The organism is Pseudomonas sp. NUPR-002, from assembly GCF_056322725.1.
This window is the reverse complement of the sequence record NZ_CM150476.1, coordinates 4,957,572-4,974,377: the sequence shown is the minus strand read 5'-3', so window position 1 is coordinate 4,974,377 and position 16,806 is coordinate 4,957,572. Positions and strand designations below refer to the sequence as shown.

15 protein-coding genes are annotated in these 16,806 nt (G+C 60.7%); 9 read left to right on the top strand and 6 right to left on the bottom strand.

All coding sequences use genetic code 11. The annotated features are described in order from the left end of the window. Positions 1–7: 7 nt before the first annotated feature. The 5 genes from ACVWSC_RS22875 to ydcS form a co-directional block, all read right to left on the bottom strand. Entirely contained in the window at positions 8–1,432 is a 1,425-nt protein-coding gene (locus ACVWSC_RS22875) for a gamma-aminobutyraldehyde dehydrogenase (RefSeq protein WP_442109320.1), read from the bottom strand. Between the two features lie 18 nt (positions 1,433–1,450). Next, on the bottom strand, positions 1,451–2,257 hold the full coding sequence (locus ACVWSC_RS22870; RefSeq protein WP_442109319.1) for an ABC transporter permease: 807 nt from the start codon (positions 2,255–2,257) through the stop codon (positions 1,451–1,453). After that, positions 2,247–3,161 (bottom strand): ABC transporter permease, encoded by a 915-nt coding sequence (locus ACVWSC_RS22865; protein ID WP_442109318.1) that lies wholly within the window; start codon positions 3,159–3,161, stop codon positions 2,247–2,249. Before ACVWSC_RS22865 ends, ACVWSC_RS22870 begins: the two co-directional genes overlap by 11 nt. Next, entirely contained in the window at positions 3,162–4,202 is a 1,041-nt protein-coding gene (locus ACVWSC_RS22860) for an ABC transporter ATP-binding protein (RefSeq protein ID WP_442109317.1), read from the bottom strand. It lies immediately after the preceding gene. A gap of 93 nt (positions 4,203–4,295) precedes the next feature. Next, a complete protein-coding gene (ydcS, locus tag ACVWSC_RS22855; protein WP_442109316.1) occupies positions 4,296–5,447 on the bottom strand; it encodes a putative ABC transporter substrate-binding protein YdcS in 1,152 nt (383 codons plus the stop codon). 217 nt (positions 5,448–5,664) lie between these two features. Between ydcS and ACVWSC_RS22850 the strand changes: the two genes are divergently transcribed. The 8 genes from ACVWSC_RS22850 to ACVWSC_RS22815 all read left to right on the top strand — a co-directional run bounded on the left by ACVWSC_RS22850 (position 5,665) and on the right by ACVWSC_RS22815 (position 14,961). Continuing rightward, the gene (locus ACVWSC_RS22850) at positions 5,665–6,396 is read left to right on the top strand and encodes a tellurite resistance TerB family protein (protein WP_442109315.1); all 732 of its coding nucleotides are present in this window, start codon (positions 5,665–5,667) and stop codon (positions 6,394–6,396) included. Positions 6,397–6,585: 189 nt separating this feature from the next. Next, positions 6,586–8,148, top strand: coding sequence for a methyl-accepting chemotaxis protein (locus tag ACVWSC_RS22845; RefSeq protein ID WP_442114359.1), 1,563 nt, complete (start codon positions 6,586–6,588; stop codon positions 8,146–8,148). A gap of 7 nt (positions 8,149–8,155) precedes the next feature. Further along, positions 8,156–8,689, top strand: a complete 534-nt coding sequence (locus ACVWSC_RS22840; protein ID WP_442109314.1) for a chemotaxis protein CheW — start codon at positions 8,156–8,158, stop codon at positions 8,687–8,689. Continuing rightward, on the top strand, positions 8,686–9,948 hold the full coding sequence (locus ACVWSC_RS22835; RefSeq protein WP_442109313.1) for a CheR family methyltransferase: 1,263 nt from the start codon (positions 8,686–8,688) through the stop codon (positions 9,946–9,948). The genes ACVWSC_RS22840 and ACVWSC_RS22835 overlap by 4 nt, the downstream gene beginning before the upstream one ends. Further along, a complete protein-coding gene (locus tag ACVWSC_RS22830; RefSeq protein ID WP_442109312.1) occupies positions 9,945–10,607 on the top strand; it encodes a chemotaxis protein CheW in 663 nt (220 codons plus the stop codon). The genes ACVWSC_RS22835 and ACVWSC_RS22830 overlap by 4 nt, the downstream gene beginning before the upstream one ends. Then, positions 10,604–12,895: a hybrid sensor histidine kinase/response regulator gene (locus tag ACVWSC_RS22825; protein ID WP_442109311.1), complete on the top strand. Its 2,292-nt coding sequence runs from the start codon at positions 10,604–10,606 to the stop codon at positions 12,893–12,895. The genes ACVWSC_RS22830 and ACVWSC_RS22825 overlap by 4 nt, the downstream gene beginning before the upstream one ends. Beyond that, complete coding sequence (cheB, locus tag ACVWSC_RS22820; RefSeq protein WP_442109310.1) at positions 12,892–13,905, top strand: chemotaxis response regulator protein-glutamate methylesterase; 1,014 nt, start codon at positions 12,892–12,894, stop codon at positions 13,903–13,905. The genes ACVWSC_RS22825 and cheB overlap by 4 nt, the downstream gene beginning before the upstream one ends. 51 nt (positions 13,906–13,956) lie before the next feature. Next, the gene (locus tag ACVWSC_RS22815) at positions 13,957–14,961 is read left to right on the top strand and encodes a diguanylate cyclase (protein WP_442109309.1); all 1,005 of its coding nucleotides are present in this window, start codon (positions 13,957–13,959) and stop codon (positions 14,959–14,961) included. Between the two features lie 89 nt (positions 14,962–15,050). On the opposite strand, the gene ACVWSC_RS22810 is transcribed toward ACVWSC_RS22815, so the two are convergent. Continuing rightward, a complete protein-coding gene (locus ACVWSC_RS22810; RefSeq protein ID WP_442109308.1) occupies positions 15,051–15,455 on the bottom strand; it encodes a hypothetical protein in 405 nt (134 codons plus the stop codon). Between the two features lie 246 nt (positions 15,456–15,701). On the opposite strand from ACVWSC_RS22810, the gene prfB reads away from it, so the two are divergent. Continuing rightward, positions 15,702–16,797 (top strand): peptide chain release factor 2 gene (gene prfB / locus ACVWSC_RS22805; protein ID WP_442109307.1). Its coding sequence is split into 2 segments (ribosomal slippage): positions 15,702–15,773 and positions 15,775–16,797, totalling 1,095 coding nucleotides; the frame shifts between segments, so codons are not numbered across the junction. Positions 16,798–16,806: the final 9 nt, after the last annotated feature.

Sequence of the window (16,806 nt, the reverse complement as noted above, 5' to 3'; positions counted from 1 at the left end):
CCTTACCTTAGTGTTTGAACATCACATGCCGAACGCAGGTGTAGTCCTCCAGCCCGTACAGGGACATATCCTTGCCGTAGCCAGACAGTTTCTGACCGCCGTGGGGCATTTCGCTGACGAGCATAAAGTGCGTGTTGACCCAGGTACAGCCGTACTGCAGGCGTGCTGAAAGGCGGTGAGCGCGTCCGACATCGCCGGTCCACAGAGACGAGGCCAGGCCGTAGTCCGAGTCATTGGCCCAGGTCAGCGCCTGGTCTTCATCGTCAAAACGAGTCACCGAGACCACCGGGCCGAACACCTCACGGCGGACAATCTCGTCGTCTTGCTGGGCGTCGGCGAGCACCGTCGGTTCAAAAAAGAAGCCATCACCGGGCACGGCCTTGCCACCGGTGATCAGGCGTATGTGCGGCTGAGCGATGGCACGTTCGACCATGGCGGCTACGCGATCGCGGTGTTGCGCGGTGATCAGCGGTCCGAGCTCGGTTTGCGGATCGTTCTGCAGCCCATGCTTGAGGCTGGCCACAGCCTTGCCGAGCTTTTCCACGAACTGCTCATAGATACCGCTCTGGGCGTAGATACGGCAGGCGGCGGTGCAGTCTTGCCCGGCGTTATAGAAGCCGAAGGTACGAATGCCTTCGACTGCTGCATCGATATCGGCATCGTCGAAGATAATTACCGGCGCCTTGCCACCAAGTTCCATGTGCATGCGTTTTACGCTGTCGGCAGTGCTGGCAATAATGTTGGCGCCGGTGGGGATCGAGCCGGTCAGCGACACCATGCGCACTTTTGGGTGGGTGACCAGCGGCGTGCCGACGCTCGGGCCACGGCCAAACAGAATATTCAGCACCCCGGCAGGAAAGATGTCGGCGGCCAGTTGCGCCAGGCGCAAGGCGGTCAGCGGTGTCTGTTCCGACGGTTTGAGCACCACGGTGTTACCGGCAGCCAGGGCCGGAGCGATCTTCCAGGCGACCATCATCAACGGGTAGTTCCACGGGGCAATCGAGGCGACCACACCCAGCGGGTCGCGGCGAATCATCGAGGTGTGCCCGGGCAGGTATTCGCCAGCGGCGGAGCCCGCCAGGCAACGGCTGGCGCCGGCAAAGAAGCGGAACACATCGGCAATCGCCGGGATTTCGTCGTTCAGTGCTGCGGCATAGGGTTTGCCGCAGTTGTCGGACTCCAGGCGGGCCAGCTCCTCGCCATGCGCCTCGATACTGTCCGCCAGTTTCAGCAACAACAGCGAACGGTCTTTGGGGGTGGTCTGCGACCAGCTGGTGAAGGCGTGGTCGGCGGCGCGTACGGCAGCATCGACCTGGGATTCGCTGGCCTCGTTGATTTCCACCAGGACACTGCCCAGTGCCGGGTTCAGCACTGCCAGCGCGTTGCCTTCACCGGCAATCAGTTGGCCATTAATCAGCAGTCGGGTTTGCATGTTCAGGTCCTCCTAATGTTATTTGCCGCTGCCGGCAACGCTTTCGCCGCCGCGGGTCAGGTAATAAGCGCCGAGAATCGGCAGCATGGTCACCAGCATCACCAGCATGGCGACCACATTGGTCACCGGCACATCGCGCGGCCGGCTGAGCTGGTTGAGCAACCAGATCGGCAAGGTGCGCTCGTGCCCGGCGGTGAAGGTGGTGACGATGATTTCATCGAACGACAGGGCGAAGGCCAGCATGCCGCCAGCCAGTAGCGCCGAGCCCAGGTTGGGCAGAATGATGTAGCGGAAGGTTTGCCAGCCATCGGCGCCGAGGTCCATCGATGCCTCGATCAGGCTATGGGACGTACGGCGCAGGCGGGCGATGACGTTGTTGTAGACGATCACCACGCAGAAGGTCGCGTGGCCAACGACGATGGTGAAAATCCCAGGTTCGATACCCAGGGTTTTGAACGCTGAAAGCAGGGCGATACCGGTAATGATCCCCGGCAGGGCAATCGGCAGGATCAGCATCAGCGAAATGCTTTCCTTGCCAAAAAAACTGCGCCGGTACAGCGCCGCTGACGCCAGGGTGCCCAGCACCAAAGCGATCAAGGTCGCAAGGCAGGCGACCTGCAGCGACAACTTGATGGCTTCAAGGACGTCAGGCCGGGAAAAGGCCACGCTGAACCACTTCAGGGTAAAACCCTGGGGCGGAAAGCTGAACGCCGCATCCTGGGTGTTGAAGGCATACAGAAAGATGATCAGGATCGGGAAGTGCAGAAACACCAGCCCGCCCCAGGCGGCCAGGCGCAGGCCCCAGGATGCGCGTTCAGAGTGCATCGAAAGCCCCCAGGCGTTTGACGATGGACAGGTAAATGGCGATTAGCACGATTGGCACCAGGGTGAAGGCAGCCGCCATCGGCATGTTGCCGATCGCACCCTGCTGGGCATAGACCATGCTGCCGATGAAGTAGCCGGGTGGGCCAACCAGTTGCGGCACGATGAAGTCGCCCAGGGTCAGCGAGAAGGTGAAGATCGAACCGGCCGCAATGCCGGGTACCGACAGCGGCAGAATCACTTGCATGAAGGTTTGCCGCGGCGTGGCACCGAGGTCTGCCGAAGCCTGCAGCAACGACGGCGGCAAACGCTCCAGCGAGGCCTGGATCGGCAGGATCATGAACGGCAGCCAGATGTAGACAAACACCAGAAAACGCCCCAGGTGCGAAGTCGACAAGGTACTGCCGCCCACGCCCGGGATGCCCAGAATGAACTGCAGCAGCGGCTCCAGGTTGAACTGCTGGACGAACCACTGGGCCACGCCGCCTTTGGCCAGCAACAGCGTCCAGGCGTAGGCTTTGACGATGTAGCTGGCCCACATCGGCATCATCACCGCGATGTAGAAGAAGGCCTTGATATTGCCGCTGGTGTAGCGCGCCATGTAGTAGGCGATCGGAAAGGCCAGGGTGGCGCTGGCGATCGACACGGCAATGGCCATCGTCAGGGTGCGCAGAATGATGTCGAAGTTGGCCGGGTTGAACAGTGCGGCGAAATTGGTCAGGGTCAGGGTCGGCGTGACCGCCATGGTGAAGTCGTCGAACGTGTAGAAACCCTGCCACAGCAGGCTCAACAATGAGCCCAGGTAAATCGCTCCGAACCAGATCAAGGGCGGTATCAACAGCAACGCCAGGTACAGGTTGGGGCGCCGGTACAGCAGGTTGGAGAAGCGTCGCAGGGCCAGGTTCATTTACGGACCCTCGGCCACGACGGTTTCCTGTAGCGGCGTCATGGCTTCGCGTGCCCAGCGCGCCTGCAGGCGCTGTCCGGGTTGCCAGGGCACAGCCTGGGTCTGCCATTGATTGTTGGCCTGACTGACGCTGAGCAGTTGGCCGTTGTCCAGCTTCAGTTCGTAACGGGTGGCGCTGCCCTGGTACTGGATATCGTGCAACAGGCCGCTGATCTGCACGTCATCGGTTGCCGTGGCGTGTTCGCCCAGCAGGATATGCTCCGGGCGGATCGAGAAGGGCTGTTGGCTGCCATTCAACTGGGCCGCCAGCTCGCCTCGTAGCACGTTGGAGGTACCGACGAATTCGGCAACAAAGGTCGTTGCCGGCTTCATGTACAGGTTGCGCGGTGTATCGACCTGTTCTATACGCCCGCGGTTGAACACCGCGACGCGGTCAGACATCGACAGCGCTTCAGTCTGGTCATGGGTCACGAAGATGAAGGTGATGCCCAGCTGGCGCTGCAGCTTCTTCAGTTCGCTTTGCATTTGTTCGCGCAGTTTCAGGTCGAGTGCGCCCAGTGGTTCGTCGAGCAGCAACACCCGTGGGCGATTGACCAGCGCGCGGGCCAGGGCCACGCGTTGGCGCTGGCCGCCCGACAGTTGCACCGGCTTGCGTTGCCCGTAGCCTTCCAGGGCGACCATGGCCAGGGCCTCTTCGGCGCGGGCCAGGCGTTCCTGTTTGCCGACGCCCTTAACCTTCAGGCCGTAGGCGACGTTATCGCGCACGTTCATGTGTGGAAACAGGGCGTAATCCTGGAACACGGTGTTGACGTCGCGCTGATACGGCGGTAGCCCGGCGGCTTCGGCGCCGTGAATGCGGATGGAACCGGCGCTGGGCTGTTCGAAGCCGGCAATCAGACGCAGGCAGGTGGTTTTGCCCGAGCCGGAAGGGCCGAGCATGGAGAAAAACTCGCCGTCGCGGATGTCGATCGACACCCGGTCAACGGCCTTTACCTCACCGAAACTGCGAGACACGTCGGTGAACTGGACGGCAAGGGTCATGCTGCGATACTCCCGGTGGTGGGTGAATGCATCGCGGGGCAAGCCCGCTCCCACACAGGCCAGTGGGAACGGGCTTGCCCCGCGAACAGGGCCTTAACGCCCGCCCATGATCGCAATGTAGTCCTGGGTCCAGCGGCTATACGGCACGAACTTGCCACCTTCAGCCTGCGGAGTTTTCCAGAAGGCAATCTTGTCGAAGTTGTCGAAACCATTGGTCTTGCAACCTTCGGCTCCCAGCAACTCGCTACCGCTGCATGCAGCCGGTACCGCAGGCAGAGATCCAAACCAGGCCGCTACGTCACCCTGTACCTTGGGCTGCAGCGACCAGTCCATCCACTTATACGCACAGTTGGGGTGCTTGGCCTCGGCATGCAGCATGGTGGTGTCGGCCCAGCCCGTGGCGCCTTCTTTCGGAATCACCGACGACACTGGCTGGTTGTCGGCCTTCAGGGTGTTGACCATGTAACCCCAGGAGCTGGAAGCGACCACCCCTTCGTTCTTCACATCGCTCATCTGCACGGTCGCGTCATGCCAGTAGCGATGGATCAGTGGCTGCTGTTGGCGCAGCAGCTCAAGCACCGCTTTGTACTGGGTTTCGTTGAGCTCGTAGGGGTTCTGAATGCCCAGCTCAGGCTTGGCCGATTTCAGGTACAGCGCGGCATCGGCGATGTAGATCGGCCCGTCGTAGGCCTGAACCCGGCCTTTGTTCGGTTTGCCATCTGGCAGGTCTTGCGCTTCGAACACCACGCTCCAACTGGTGGGTGGTGTTTTGAACACGTTGGTGTTGTACAGCAAGACGTTAGGGCCCCATTGATAAGGCGTGCCGTAGGCCTGGCCGTTAACCACGTACCAGGCGCCGTCTTTGAGGCGCGGGTCGAGGTTTTTCCAGTTGGGGATCAGTGCGGTATTGATCGGTTGAATGCGTTTACCGGCAATCAGACGCAGTGATGCATCGCCCGAGGCGGTGACCAGGTCGTAACCACCTTTGGTCATCAAACTGACCATTTCATCGGAGGTGGCGGCAGTCTTGACGCTGACTTTGCAGCCGGTTTCTTTTTCGAAGCCGCTGACCCAGTCGTAAGCTTTGTCGCTTTCCCCGCGCTCGATGTAGCCGGGCCAGGCGACGATATCCAGCTGGCCTTCGCCGTCCCCTACAGCTTTGAGCGGCTCAGCGGCCTGCAGGCTGGCGCTGGCCAGCAAGGCGATACTCAGGGTGCTGAGCAAAGCGGTGTTGTTCACGAGCATGGTGTTCCCTCTTGTTCAAATTATCATCGGGGCAGTCATGAAAGCGCTGGCACATCGCTTTAAGCGTAGTGCTGATCTTCGGGTATGTAGCAATGGCTTACTCAGCCATGTCGTTTTTCGTACACATCGAGCAACATCTGGAAGCAAATGCATTCAGCTTAGCTTCAGCTTGCGGCAGTACTCTTGGGAATTATTTTCGTGTCCTAGGAGGTGCCCGATGAACACCCGTGGCTTGCTTGATCAACTGCTCAAATCCGGTCAGGAACTGCTGCAGAACCAGTCTGGAAAAACGTCTGCCGGCAAACCATCTGCAAGTGGTGGGCTAGGCGACCTGCTGGGTGGCAAAGGTGGCGGTGGCCTGGGCAGTTTGTTGTCTGGCGCTGGCGGCGGCGCGTTGGCAGCCGGTGCGATGGGCCTGCTGATGGGCAGCAAAAAAGCGCGCAAATACGGCGGCAAAGCCTTGACCTATGGTGGTCTGGCAGCGCTTGGCGTGCTGGCCTACAAAGCCTACGGCAACTGGCAGGCCAAGCAGGGCGCTGCCGTGCAAGGCGAGCCGCAGACCCTCGATCGCTTGCCACCTGCCCAGGTCGAGCAGCATAGCCAGGCGATCCTCAAGGCCCTAGTGGCGGCAGCCAAGTCCGATGGCCATGTCGATGAGCGCGAGCGGGCGTTGATCGAAGGCGAGTTCGTCAAGCTTTCCAACAACGACCAGGAACTGCAGCACTGGCTGCACGCCGAACTCAACAAGCCGCTGGACCCGGCCGACGTCGCGCGCGCCGCCAGAACACCGGAAATGGCCGCTGAAATGTACATTGCCAGCGTCATGATGGTGGACGAAGAGCATTTCATGGAACGCGCCTACCTGGAGGAACTGGCACGCCAGCTCAAACTCGATCCGACGTTGAAAGTTGAACTGGAAAATCAGGTGAAACACGCTATCGGCCAATGATTGCGGGCCACTGGCCAGAGTGCTGGCCTTTTGGCCCATTCCAGCCTGCAAGTCAGCCGCAAATGCCCACAGTGCCTAGGCTATACTCTGCGCATTTTTCTGCGCGCGTAGAACACTTGAGGGCTGACTGTGAAAAACTGGACCTTGCGCCAACGGATTCTGGCGAGCTTCGCCGTGATTATCGCCATCATGCTGTTGATGGTGGTGGCTGCCTACTCAAGGCTGGTGACGATCGAAGCCGGCGAGGAAGAAGTTCGCTCCGATAGCATTCCCGGGGTCTACTACAGCTCGATGATACGCAGTGCCTGGGTCGACAGTTACGTGTTGACCCAGCAGCTGGTGGGCTTGAGTGATGACCGTGAGCTCACCACCGCTGACATGGACCTGTACAAGAGCTACGAAGCGCGCTTGAAACAGCACATGGCCAGCTATCAAGGGACTATCAAGGATCCGGCGGATCAAGCCAGTTTCGACGAGTTCGTACGTTTCGAAGAGGGCTACATCAAGTCCATCGAAACGGTCCTCGATGCCTACCGTCGCAAGCAGTACAGCGAAGCCGATCGCCTGATCAACGAGGTGCTGACGCCGGCCTGGACTGCCGGACGTAATCACTTGAACAGCGTGATCGAACGCAACCGCCAATCGGCCACAGACGCGGCGGATTCGATCTCTGAGGCCGTGGTCACGGCTAAATTCAGCATGATCATTTCGCTGGTGCTGGCAATCATTGCCGCCGCCATTTGCGGCTTGCTGCTGATGCGCGCAATTACCGCGCCCATGCAACGCATTGTGCATGCCCTGGACAAACTCAGCAGTGGCGACCTCAGTGTGCGCATGAACCTGGAGCGCAAAGACGAATTCGGCGCAGTGGAAACCGGCTTCAACGAGATGATGGGCGAGCTCACCAGCCTGGTGTCGCAGGCGCAGCGTTCGTCGGTGCAAGTCACCACGTCTGTTACCGAGATCGCGGCTACCTCCAAGCAGCAGCAGGCGACCGCTACTGAAACCGCCGCCACCACTACCGAAATCGGTGCCACCTCGCGGGAAATTGCGGCCACCTCGCGTGACCTGGTGCGGACCATGACCGAGGTGACCTCCGCTGCGGATCAGGCTTCGATTCTTGCCGGTTCCGGCCAACAAGGCCTGGCACGCATGGAAGAGACCATGCATCAGGTGATGGGCGCCGCCGATCTGGTCAACAACAAGCTGGCGATCCTCAACGAGAAGGCCGGCAACATCAATCAGGTGGTGGTGACCATCGTCAAAGTGGCCGATCAGACCAACCTGCTGTCGCTCAATGCCGCCATCGAGGCAGAGAAAGCCGGTGAGTATGGCCGCGGCTTTGCCGTGGTGGCCACCGAGGTACGGCGTCTGGCCGACCAGACCGCAGTCGCAACCTATGACATCGAGCAGATGGTCCGTGAAATCCAGTCGGCAGTGTCTGCCGGGGTCATGGGCATGGACAAATTCTCCGAAGAAGTGCGCCGCGGCATGTTCGAGGTGCAGCAGGTCGGCGAGCAACTGAGCCAGATCATCCATCAGGTCCAGGCCTTGGCGCCGCGGGTGTTGATGGTCAACGAGGGGATGCAGGCCCAGGCCACTGGTGCCGAGCAGATCAATCATGCGCTGGCGCAGTTGGGTGATGCCAGCAGCCAGACCGTGGAGTCGCTGCGCCAGGCCAGCTTTGCCATCGATGAGTTGAGTCAGGTGGCAAGCGGCCTGCGTGGCGGTGTATCGCGGTTCAAAGTCTGATCCGCCGATGACCGATCTTCAGTCCCGTCACCGCAACGGCGCAAGTTCCCACGGGGTCTTGCACCTGTTGTTCAGAATCGCTGAGCAGCGCTTCGCCCTTGACGCCCATGAGGTCGCCGAGGTGTTGCCGCGTTTGCCGTTAAAGCCCATCGCCCACACCCCGGACTGGGTTGCCGGGGTATTGGCCCATCGCGGCGCATTGGTACCGGTGATTGATATCGGCGCCTTGAGTTTTGGATTGCCCGCCCCTATACGCACCAGTACCCGATTGGTGCTGGTGCATTATCGGGTTGACCCGCAGCGGCCGGAACTGCTGCTGGGGTTGATTCTCGAGCAGGCCACCGACACATTGCGTTGCCAGCCCGACGAATTTCAGCCCTACGGCCTGGACAACCAGCAGGCCCCTTACCTGGGGCCGGTGCGTGAAGACGCCCATGGCCTGGTGCAGCGCATCAGTGTCCAGGACCTGCTCAGCGAAGCGGTGCGAGCGCTGCTGTATCCCGTGCCTGACGAACAGGTTGAGCGTATGGAACAGCCATGAGCAGTCAACAACGTTTTTTTCGTTTCTTGCAGGAGCGCATCGGCCTGGATGTTGCCTCGATCGGCGCGCCAATGGTTGAGCGCGCGTTGCGCCAACGTTGCACCGCTGTGGATGCTTTTGATCTGGACGACTATTGGCTGCGCTTGCAGCAGTCGGCCGAGGAGCAGCAGGCGCTGATTGAAGCGGTGATCGTTCCCGAGACCTGGTTTTTCCGCTATCCAGAGTCGTTTACCGCGCTCGCGGGGTTGGCCAGCAAGCGCCTGGCCGAGCTGGCCGGTACTCGACCGCTGCGCATTCTCAGCTTGCCGTGTTCGACCGGTGAAGAGCCTTACTCGATTGCCATGACCTTGCTGGACGCGGGCATCACCGGGCATTCGTTCCGTGTTGAAGGGATTGATATCAGCCCACTGTCGATCAGTCGCGCCGAGCAAGGGCGCTACGGGCGCAACTCCTTTCGCGGCGCGCAGCTGGAGTTTCGCCAGCGGCATTTTGACCTCAGCGATGATGTTCATGTGGTGCATGAACGGGTACGCCAGCAGGTCAAGCTGCAGGTCGGTAACGTGCTCGATCCTGCGCTGAAGGCGCGGGCTGGCAGTTATGACTTTGTGTTCTGCCGCAATCTGTTGATCTATTTCGATGTACCGACTCAACAACGGGTGTTCGAGGTGCTCAAGAGCCTGATCCACGAGCAGGGCGTACTGTTTATCGGGCCCGCCGAAGGCAGCCTGTTGGCGCGCATGGGCATGCGTCCGCTGGGGATTGCCCAGTCGTTTGCTTATGTACGCCAGAGCGAAGCAGAGCCTTCGTTTGTCAGCAAACCGCTGACCATGGCACCAATACCGCCAGCGGTTCCCCTTGCACCACGGCCGTTGCCGGCACCTGTGCGCCCGTTCAAGGCGACGCCAGCGCCTGTGGCTGCTCAAAAAAATACGACTGACAGCAGTGCCGAGCTGCTGGCGCAGATCGCCCACTTGGCCAATACCGGCAACAGCACCGAAGCCCAGGCCGCGTGTGCGCGCTACCTGAAGCAATACCCACCGCATGCTCAGGTGTTCTACTGGCAAGGCCTGCTCAGCGATATAGCCGGTGACGCCGGTGAGGCGCTCAGCCATTACCGCAAGGCCCTGTACCTTGACCCGCAGCATGCCGAGGCATTGGCACACCTGGCAGCATTGCTTGAATCCCAGGGCGATAGCGCAGGGGCCCGTCGTTTGCAGGAGCGTGCTGCACGCCAAGCTGATCGAGAGGCTGAACAATGATTGCAGACGATCAGGTACATGTTGTCGCCAGTGACGCCAGCGCTATTGATGACTGCTGGAACCGCATCGGCATCCGCGGCGATAAAAGCTGCCCGTTGTTGATTGACCATATTCACTGCCGCAACTGCGATACCTATGCGCATGCCGCCACGCGCCTGCTGGATCGCTACGCGTTGGCTCAAGATGCACACGAGCAGGTGCAGGTAGAGCAAGCGCGGGCCGGCCGTTCGATGTTGCTGTTTCGCCTGGGTGAAGAGTGGCTGGCGCTGGCCACGCGCTGCCTGGTAGAAGTTGCACCGCTACAGCCGGTGCACTCATTGCCGCACCAGCGTTCGCAGGTGCTGCAGGGGGTTGCCAATGTTCGCGGAGCACTGGTGCCGTGCTTGTCGCTGCCTGACCTGCTGGGGATGGCGTCGAGCGCCACTGGCAGCACCTCGAATCGGGTGATGCCGCGCATGTTGATCCTTGGCGCCCCCGGTGGTTCGGTGGTGGTACGCGTCGATGAAGTTGACGGTATCCACGGCCTGGACCCTGAACGCCTGGTGCATGAGCAGGGCGAGACGGACTTTACCGCAGCCGTGCTGCAATGGCGTGGACGCAGTGTACGCGTACTGGATGAAGAACAGCTGCTGACGGCTGTGAACCGGAGCCTTTCATGACCCCAGAGCAAATGCGGGATGCGTCGTTGCTCGAGCTGTTCGGCCTGGAGGCTGAGGCACAGACCCAGGTGCTCAGCGCCGGTCTGCTGGCACTGGAGCGCAACCCGACCCAGGCCGATCAGCTGGAAGCCTGCATGCGTGCAGCCCACTCCCTGAAAGGGGCGGCGCGGATTGTCGGTGTCGATGCCGGGGTAAGTGTTGCCCATGTGATGGAAGACTGCCTGGTAAGCGCTCAGGAAGGCCGGATCCTGCTGCGCCCGGAGCATATCGACGCGCTGCTGCAAGGCACCGACCTGCTGATGCGTATCGCCACACCGGGAGATGCTTCGCTGGAACCGGCGGTGCAGGCGTTCCTCGTGCAAATGGCCGCGCTGCTTGACCCTGCCGCCACACCGGCGCCAAGCGTAGCCCAGGCGCCCGCGCCATTGCCGGTCAGCGAGCCGCTGCCGGTGATGGCAGAGCCGGTGCTTGAGCCCGCTGTGGCTGAGCTTGAGCCGGAGGTGCTCGCCCCGCGTAAAGGGGCGCGCAACAAAGAGGGTGGCGAGCGCGTCTTGCGGGTCACCGCCGAGCGCCTTAACAGCTTGCTTGACCTGTCGAGCAAGGCCTTGGTTGCGACTCAGCGCTTCAAGCCCTACCTGGCGACCATGCAGCGCCTCAAGCGTATGCACAATCAAAGCATTCAGGCGCTTGACGGGCTTAGAGGCCAGTTGCAACACAGCGACCAGAGTCCGGAAGTTCACGAGGCGCTGGCCCAGGTTCAACAGTTGTTGCAGCAGACCCAACAGGTTCTCCTGCAGCAAGTGACAGGCCTCGATGAGTTCGGCTGGCAAGCGAACCAGCGCTCGCAATTACTGTATGACACCGCGCTGGCCTGCCGGATGCGCCCGTTTGCCGATGTGCTGACCGGGCAAAGCCGTATGGTTCGCGACCTGGGACGCTCATTGGGCAAGCAAGTGCGCCTGCAAATCGAAGGCGAGAAAACCCAGGTTGATCGCGACATTCTGGAAAAACTCGAAGCGCCATTGACCCATCTGCTACGCAATGCGGTTGACCACGGCATCGAACTGCCGGAACGCCGCTTGCTGGCCGGCAAACCACTGGAAGGGCAGATCCGCTTGCGCGCCTCCCATCAGGCCGGCCTTTTGGTCCTGGAACTGAGCGACGATGGCGCCGGTATTGATCTGCAGCGGGTGCGTCAGAGCATTATCGAGCGTCAACTGTCGCCCGCCGAAACCGTGGCGCAGATGAGCGAAGCCGAGTTGCTGACGTTCCTGTTCCTGCCGGGCTTCAGTTTGCGCGACCAGGTTACCGAAGTGTCCGGGCGTGGCGTTGGCCTGGATGCTGTGCAGCATATGGTGCGTCAGCTACGCGGCTCTATCGTGCTGACCCAGACCCGCGGGCAGGGCAGTAGCTTCCAGCTGGAGGTACCGCTGACGCTGTCGGTGGTGCGCAGCCTGGTGGTTGAAGTGGCCGATGAGGCCTATGCTTTTCCGCTGGCGCACATTGAGCGCACCCTGGAGCTGTCGACTGACGCTATCGTGCAGATCGAGGGGCGGCAGCACTTCTGGCATGACGGGCGGCACATCGGCCTGGTCGCGGCGAGCCAGTTGCTCAATCGCCCCGCGCGTGAAGCCGAAGGCCAGACGATCAAAGTGGTGGTCATCCGTGAGCGTGACATGCTCTACGGTATCGCGGTCGAGCGCCTGATCGGCGAGCGTGTGCTGGTGGTGATGCCGCTCGATCCACGGTTGGGCAAGGTGCAGGACATCTCTTCCGGGGCCTTGCTCGATGACGGTAGCGTGGTGTTGATCATCGACGTTGAAGACTTGCTGCGCTCGGTCGATAAATTGCTCAGTACCGGGCGCCTGGAACGCATCGAGCGTGGCCAGCGCAATGTCCGTGAGGCGGCGCGAAAACGTATTCTGGTGGTTGATGATTCGCTCACCGTGCGCGAGCTGCAGCGCAAGTTGCTCAGTAATCGCGGGTATGAAGTCGCGGTTGCAGTCGATGGCATGGACGGTTGGAACGCCTTGCGCAGCGAGGATTTCGACCTGCTGATCACCGACATCGATATGCCGCGCATGGATGGTATCGAACTGGTCAGCTTGTTGCGGCGGGACAGTCGTTTGCAGACCTTGCCGGTGATGGTGGTTTCCTACAAGGATCGGGAAGAAGATCGTCGTCGTGGACTGGAGGCTGGAGCCGACTACTATTTGGCCAAGGCCAGTTTTCATGATGACGCCTTGCTGGATGCGGTGGTCGAGTTGATCGGGGGAGCGCAAGGATGAAAATCGCTATCGTCAACGACATGCCCATGGCCGTGGAGGCCCTGCGCCGGGCGTTGGCGTTTGAGCCCGCGCATCAGGTGATTTGGGTCGCCAGCAATGGCGCCGAGGCCGTGAAGCGCTGTGCGGAACAGACACCCGATCTGATCCTCATGGATCTGATCATGCCGGTGATGGACGGGGTCGAAGCCACGCGCAGGATCATGGCCGAGACGCCCTGCGCAATTGTGATCGTGACCGTCGACCGGCAACAGAACGTGCACCGCGTGTTCGAAGCCATGGGCTATGGCGCGCTGGACGTGGTCGATACCCCGAGCCTGGGCGCCGGTGACCCCAAGGAAGCGTCGGCGCCGCTGTTACGCAAGATCCTCAATATCGGTTGGTTGATCGGTCAGCAGCGCAGCAACGCACCGCGGCCGATCGCGGCACCGCTGCGTGAGGTGGCGCAGCGCCAGTGCCTGGTGGCGATTGGCTCATCGGCCGGAGGGCCGGCGGCATTGGAAGTCTTGCTCAAAGGCTTGCCGCGAGAGTTTCCTGCCGCCATTGTCCTGGTTCAGCACGTTGATCAAGTGTTTGCCGCCGGCATGGCCGAATGGCTCAGCAGTGCTTCAGGGCTGAGGGTGCGCCTGGCCTGCGAGGGCGAGCCACCGCAGGCCGGGCAGGTATTGCTGGCGGGCACCAACCATCACATTCGCCTGCTCAAGAGCGGCAACCTGGCGTACACCGCCGAGCCGGTCAACGAGATCTACCGGCCTTCGATCGACGTATTTTTTGAAAGCGTGGCCCGCTACTGGCGCGGCGACGCAGTGGGCGTACTGCTGACAGGCATGGGGCGAGATGGCGCTCAAGGCCTGAAACTGATGCGCCAACAGAGCTTCCTGACCATTGCTCAGGACCAACAAAGCAGCGCCGTGTACGGCATGCCCAAGGCTGCGGCGGCAATCGACGCGGCCATGGAAATTCGTCCTTTAGAACGGATTGCTGCACGATTGATGGAAATTTTTCCAAAATGACGATATGTATTGTGCCACGTCGGGTATCCGGCAGTGACCAGGTGACAGCGTATGAATGAATTACCGCTCGACGGATTCCCGGCCACGAATGAAAATTCGGCAATGGTCCTGTTGGTCGACGATCAAGCCATGATCGGTGAGGCGGTGCGACGCGGCCTGGCTCATGAAGACAACATCGACTTCCACTTTTGCGCCGACCCGCACCAGGCGGTGGCCCAGGCGATCCGCATCAAGCCGACCGTGATCCTGCAAGACCTGATCATGCCCGGGCTTGACGGCTTGACGTTGGTGCGTGAGTACCGCAACAACCCGGCAACCCAGGACATCCCGATCATTGTCCTGTCGACCAAGGAAGATCCGTTGGTTAAAAGCGCGGCCTTTGCGGCCGGAGCCAACGACTACCTGGTCAAGCTGCCCGACAACATCGAATTGGTAGCGCGCATTCGCTACCACTCGCGTTCCTACCTGACTCTGCTGCAACGCGACGAGGCCTACCGCGCCTTGCGTGTCAGCCAGCAGCAGTTGCTCGACACCAACCTGGTACTGCAGCGCCTGATGAATTCAGACGGCCTGACCGGTCTGTCGAACCGCCGGCATTTCGATGAGTACCTGGAGCTGGAATGGCGTCGGGCGATGCGTGAACAGACGCAACTGTCGTTGTTGATGATCGATGTCGATTACTTCAAGGCGTTCAACGATACCTTCGGTCACCTGGCGGGCGATGAAGCCTTGCGCAAAGTGGCCGAGGCGATCCGCAACTCCTGTTCACGCCCAAGCGACCTGCCGGCCCGTTACGGTGGCGAAGAGTTTGTGCTGATCTTGCCGAACACGTCGCCGGGTGGTGCGCGCCTGGTAGCGGAGAAGCTGCGTCAGAGCGTGGCGGCGATGAACATTGCCCACGATATGCCTGAGCCCAACTCGCACCTGACCGTCAGTATCGGCCTGGCCACCCAGACCCCGACCATTGGCAGCCATTGCCGACAACTGATCTCGGCGGCGGACAAGGGCTTGTATCTGGCCAAGAACAATGGGCGCAATCAGGTAGGGGTAGCCTAACCCCACACACCCGTAGGAGCGGGCTTGCCCCGCGATGTGATGTGACTGACACATCGCAATCGCGGGGCAAGCCCGCTCCTACAGGGCGCTTAGTCCCGAGAAATGGCATACCTTTCTCGAATGCCTCTCAGCTCTTCGATTCTGTCGCTAAATACCCACTTTATAAGACATTCGACAATGACTTCCTCGCCGCTGAGGCGGTTCTTATTGATGGTGTCGTCGGCGGTAAATGGCGCTTGTTCTTGCGCCCCGGGAAAGGCTTTTTTGTACCAGTCGTTGTTGTTGAAGATCAATGTGATTTCCAGCGCTTGCAGCCCCTCCAACCCGGAGTGGCCGGGATAGTCGAATATGACCGGCGTATTCAGTGGAAGCCGGTTCCAGTGAAGCGTTCCGTCTTCGGCGTCGGGGAAATAGGGCGGTTTGACTGGTTTTGGAAGTTCCAGCGTAATGACTTCCAGCATTTTCTTACGACTGAAGGGCGTTTGTGTACTCATGTCGATCCCACTCCTGGAGGCTTGAGCGATAGTGCGATTGCGCTCGCACAGCCTGCCCATTGCATCCTCGTTCGGCGGCAAGCGCTACTGACAGAAATATCAGGTGCCCCTACCGACAGCGCAGCAGGACAGGGTTTTACCGCTGGCAGCAGGTTGATCGAAGCCGCCCGACGGACTGCCGCCGAACCGCAGACTCGGTTATAATCCCCGGCTTTTCTACCGATTCCGCACGAGAGTTGCCCGCCCATGGAAATCCAACCGATCCTGAATACCATCAAGGACCTCACCGAGCGTTCCCAGTCTATTCGGGGGTATCTTTGACTACGATCAAAAAGCTGACCGCCTGATCGAAGTCAACCGCGAACTGGAAGACCCTGCCGTCTGGAACAAGCCCGAGTACGCTCAGAGCCTGGGCCGTGAGCGCGCCCTGTTGGTGCAGGTCGTGGAGACCCTGGACAAGATGTCCGGTGGCCTGGCCGACTGCAAAGACCTGCTCGACATGGCCGTCGAGGAGAATGACGAAGGCGCCGTAAGCGACGTCGTGACCGAGCTGCAGAGCCTTGAAGAACACCTGGCCCAGCTTGAGTTCCGTCGCATGTTCAGCGGCGAAATGGACATGAACAACGCCTACCTGGACATCCAGGCCGGTTCCGGCGGCACCGAAGCGCAGGACTGGGCCAACATCCTGCTGCGCATGTACCTGCGCTGGGCCGACAAGCGCGGTTTCGACGCGACCATCATTGAGCTTTCCGAAGGTGACGTCGCCGGCATCAAGGGTGCCACCGTGCACATCAAGGGCGAGTACGCGTTCGGCTGGCTGCGTACCGAAATTGGCGTTCACCGCCTGGTGCGCAAGAGCCCGTTCGACTCCGGCGCCCGTCGCCATACCTCGTTCTCGGCGGTGTTCGTCTCGCCCGAGATCGACGACAAGGTCGATATCGAAATCAACCCGTCTGACCTGCGTATCGACACCTACCGCTCCTCGGGTGCCGGTGGTCAGCACGTAAACACCACCGACTCGGCCGTGCGTATCACTCACGTGCCGACCAACACCGTGGTGGCTTGCCAGAACGAACGTTCCCAGCACGCCAACAAAGACACCGCGATGAAAATGTTGCGGGCCAAGTTGTACGAGCTGGAAATGCAGAAGCGCAACGCTGCATCGCAGGCCCTGGAAGACAGCAAGTCGGACATTGGCTGGGGCCACCAGATCCGCTCCTACGTGCTTGATGACTCGCGCATCAAGGATCTGCGTACCGGCGTCGAGCGCAGCGACTGCCAGAAGGTGCTGGACGGTGACCTCGACCAATACCTGGAAGCAAGCCTCAAGCAGGGGCTGTAAGCATTTACG

What these genes read in the sequence shown, in the direction of transcription:
- ACVWSC_RS22835 (WP_442109313.1), top strand. Translation starts at nt 8,686, where the DNA reads ATGAGCAGTCAACAACGTTTTTTTCGTTTCTTGCAGGAGCGCATCGGC.
- ACVWSC_RS22840 (WP_442109314.1), top strand. Translation starts at nt 8,156, where the DNA reads ATGACCGATCTTCAGTCCCGTCACCGCAACGGCGCAAGTTCCCACGGG.
- ACVWSC_RS22830 (WP_442109312.1), top strand. Translation starts at nt 9,945, where the DNA reads ATGATTGCAGACGATCAGGTACATGTTGTCGCCAGTGACGCCAGCGCT.
- ACVWSC_RS22865 (WP_442109318.1), bottom strand. Translation starts at nt 3,161, where the DNA reads ATGAACCTGGCCCTGCGACGCTTCTCCAACCTGCTGTACCGGCGCCCC.
- ACVWSC_RS22860 (WP_442109317.1), bottom strand. Translation starts at nt 4,202, where the DNA reads ATGACCCTTGCCGTCCAGTTCACCGACGTGTCTCGCAGTTTCGGTGAG.
- cheB (WP_442109310.1), top strand. Translation starts at nt 12,892, where the DNA reads ATGAAAATCGCTATCGTCAACGACATGCCCATGGCCGTGGAGGCCCTG.
- ACVWSC_RS22810 (WP_442109308.1), bottom strand. Translation starts at nt 15,455, where the DNA reads ATGAGTACACAAACGCCCTTCAGTCGTAAGAAAATGCTGGAAGTCATT.
- ACVWSC_RS22815 (WP_442109309.1), top strand. Translation starts at nt 13,957, where the DNA reads ATGAATGAATTACCGCTCGACGGATTCCCGGCCACGAATGAAAATTCG.
- ACVWSC_RS22845 (WP_442114359.1), top strand. Translation starts at nt 6,586, where the DNA reads ATGCTGTTGATGGTGGTGGCTGCCTACTCAAGGCTGGTGACGATCGAA.
- ACVWSC_RS22850 (WP_442109315.1), top strand. Translation starts at nt 5,665, where the DNA reads ATGAACACCCGTGGCTTGCTTGATCAACTGCTCAAATCCGGTCAGGAA.
- ACVWSC_RS22875 (WP_442109320.1), bottom strand. Translation starts at nt 1,432, where the DNA reads ATGCAAACCCGACTGCTGATTAATGGCCAACTGATTGCCGGTGAAGGC.
- ydcS (WP_442109316.1), bottom strand. Translation starts at nt 5,447, where the DNA reads ATGCTCGTGAACAACACCGCTTTGCTCAGCACCCTGAGTATCGCCTTG.
- ACVWSC_RS22825 (WP_442109311.1), top strand. Translation starts at nt 10,604, where the DNA reads ATGACCCCAGAGCAAATGCGGGATGCGTCGTTGCTCGAGCTGTTCGGC.
- ACVWSC_RS22870 (WP_442109319.1), bottom strand. Translation starts at nt 2,257, where the DNA reads ATGCACTCTGAACGCGCATCCTGGGGCCTGCGCCTGGCCGCCTGGGGC.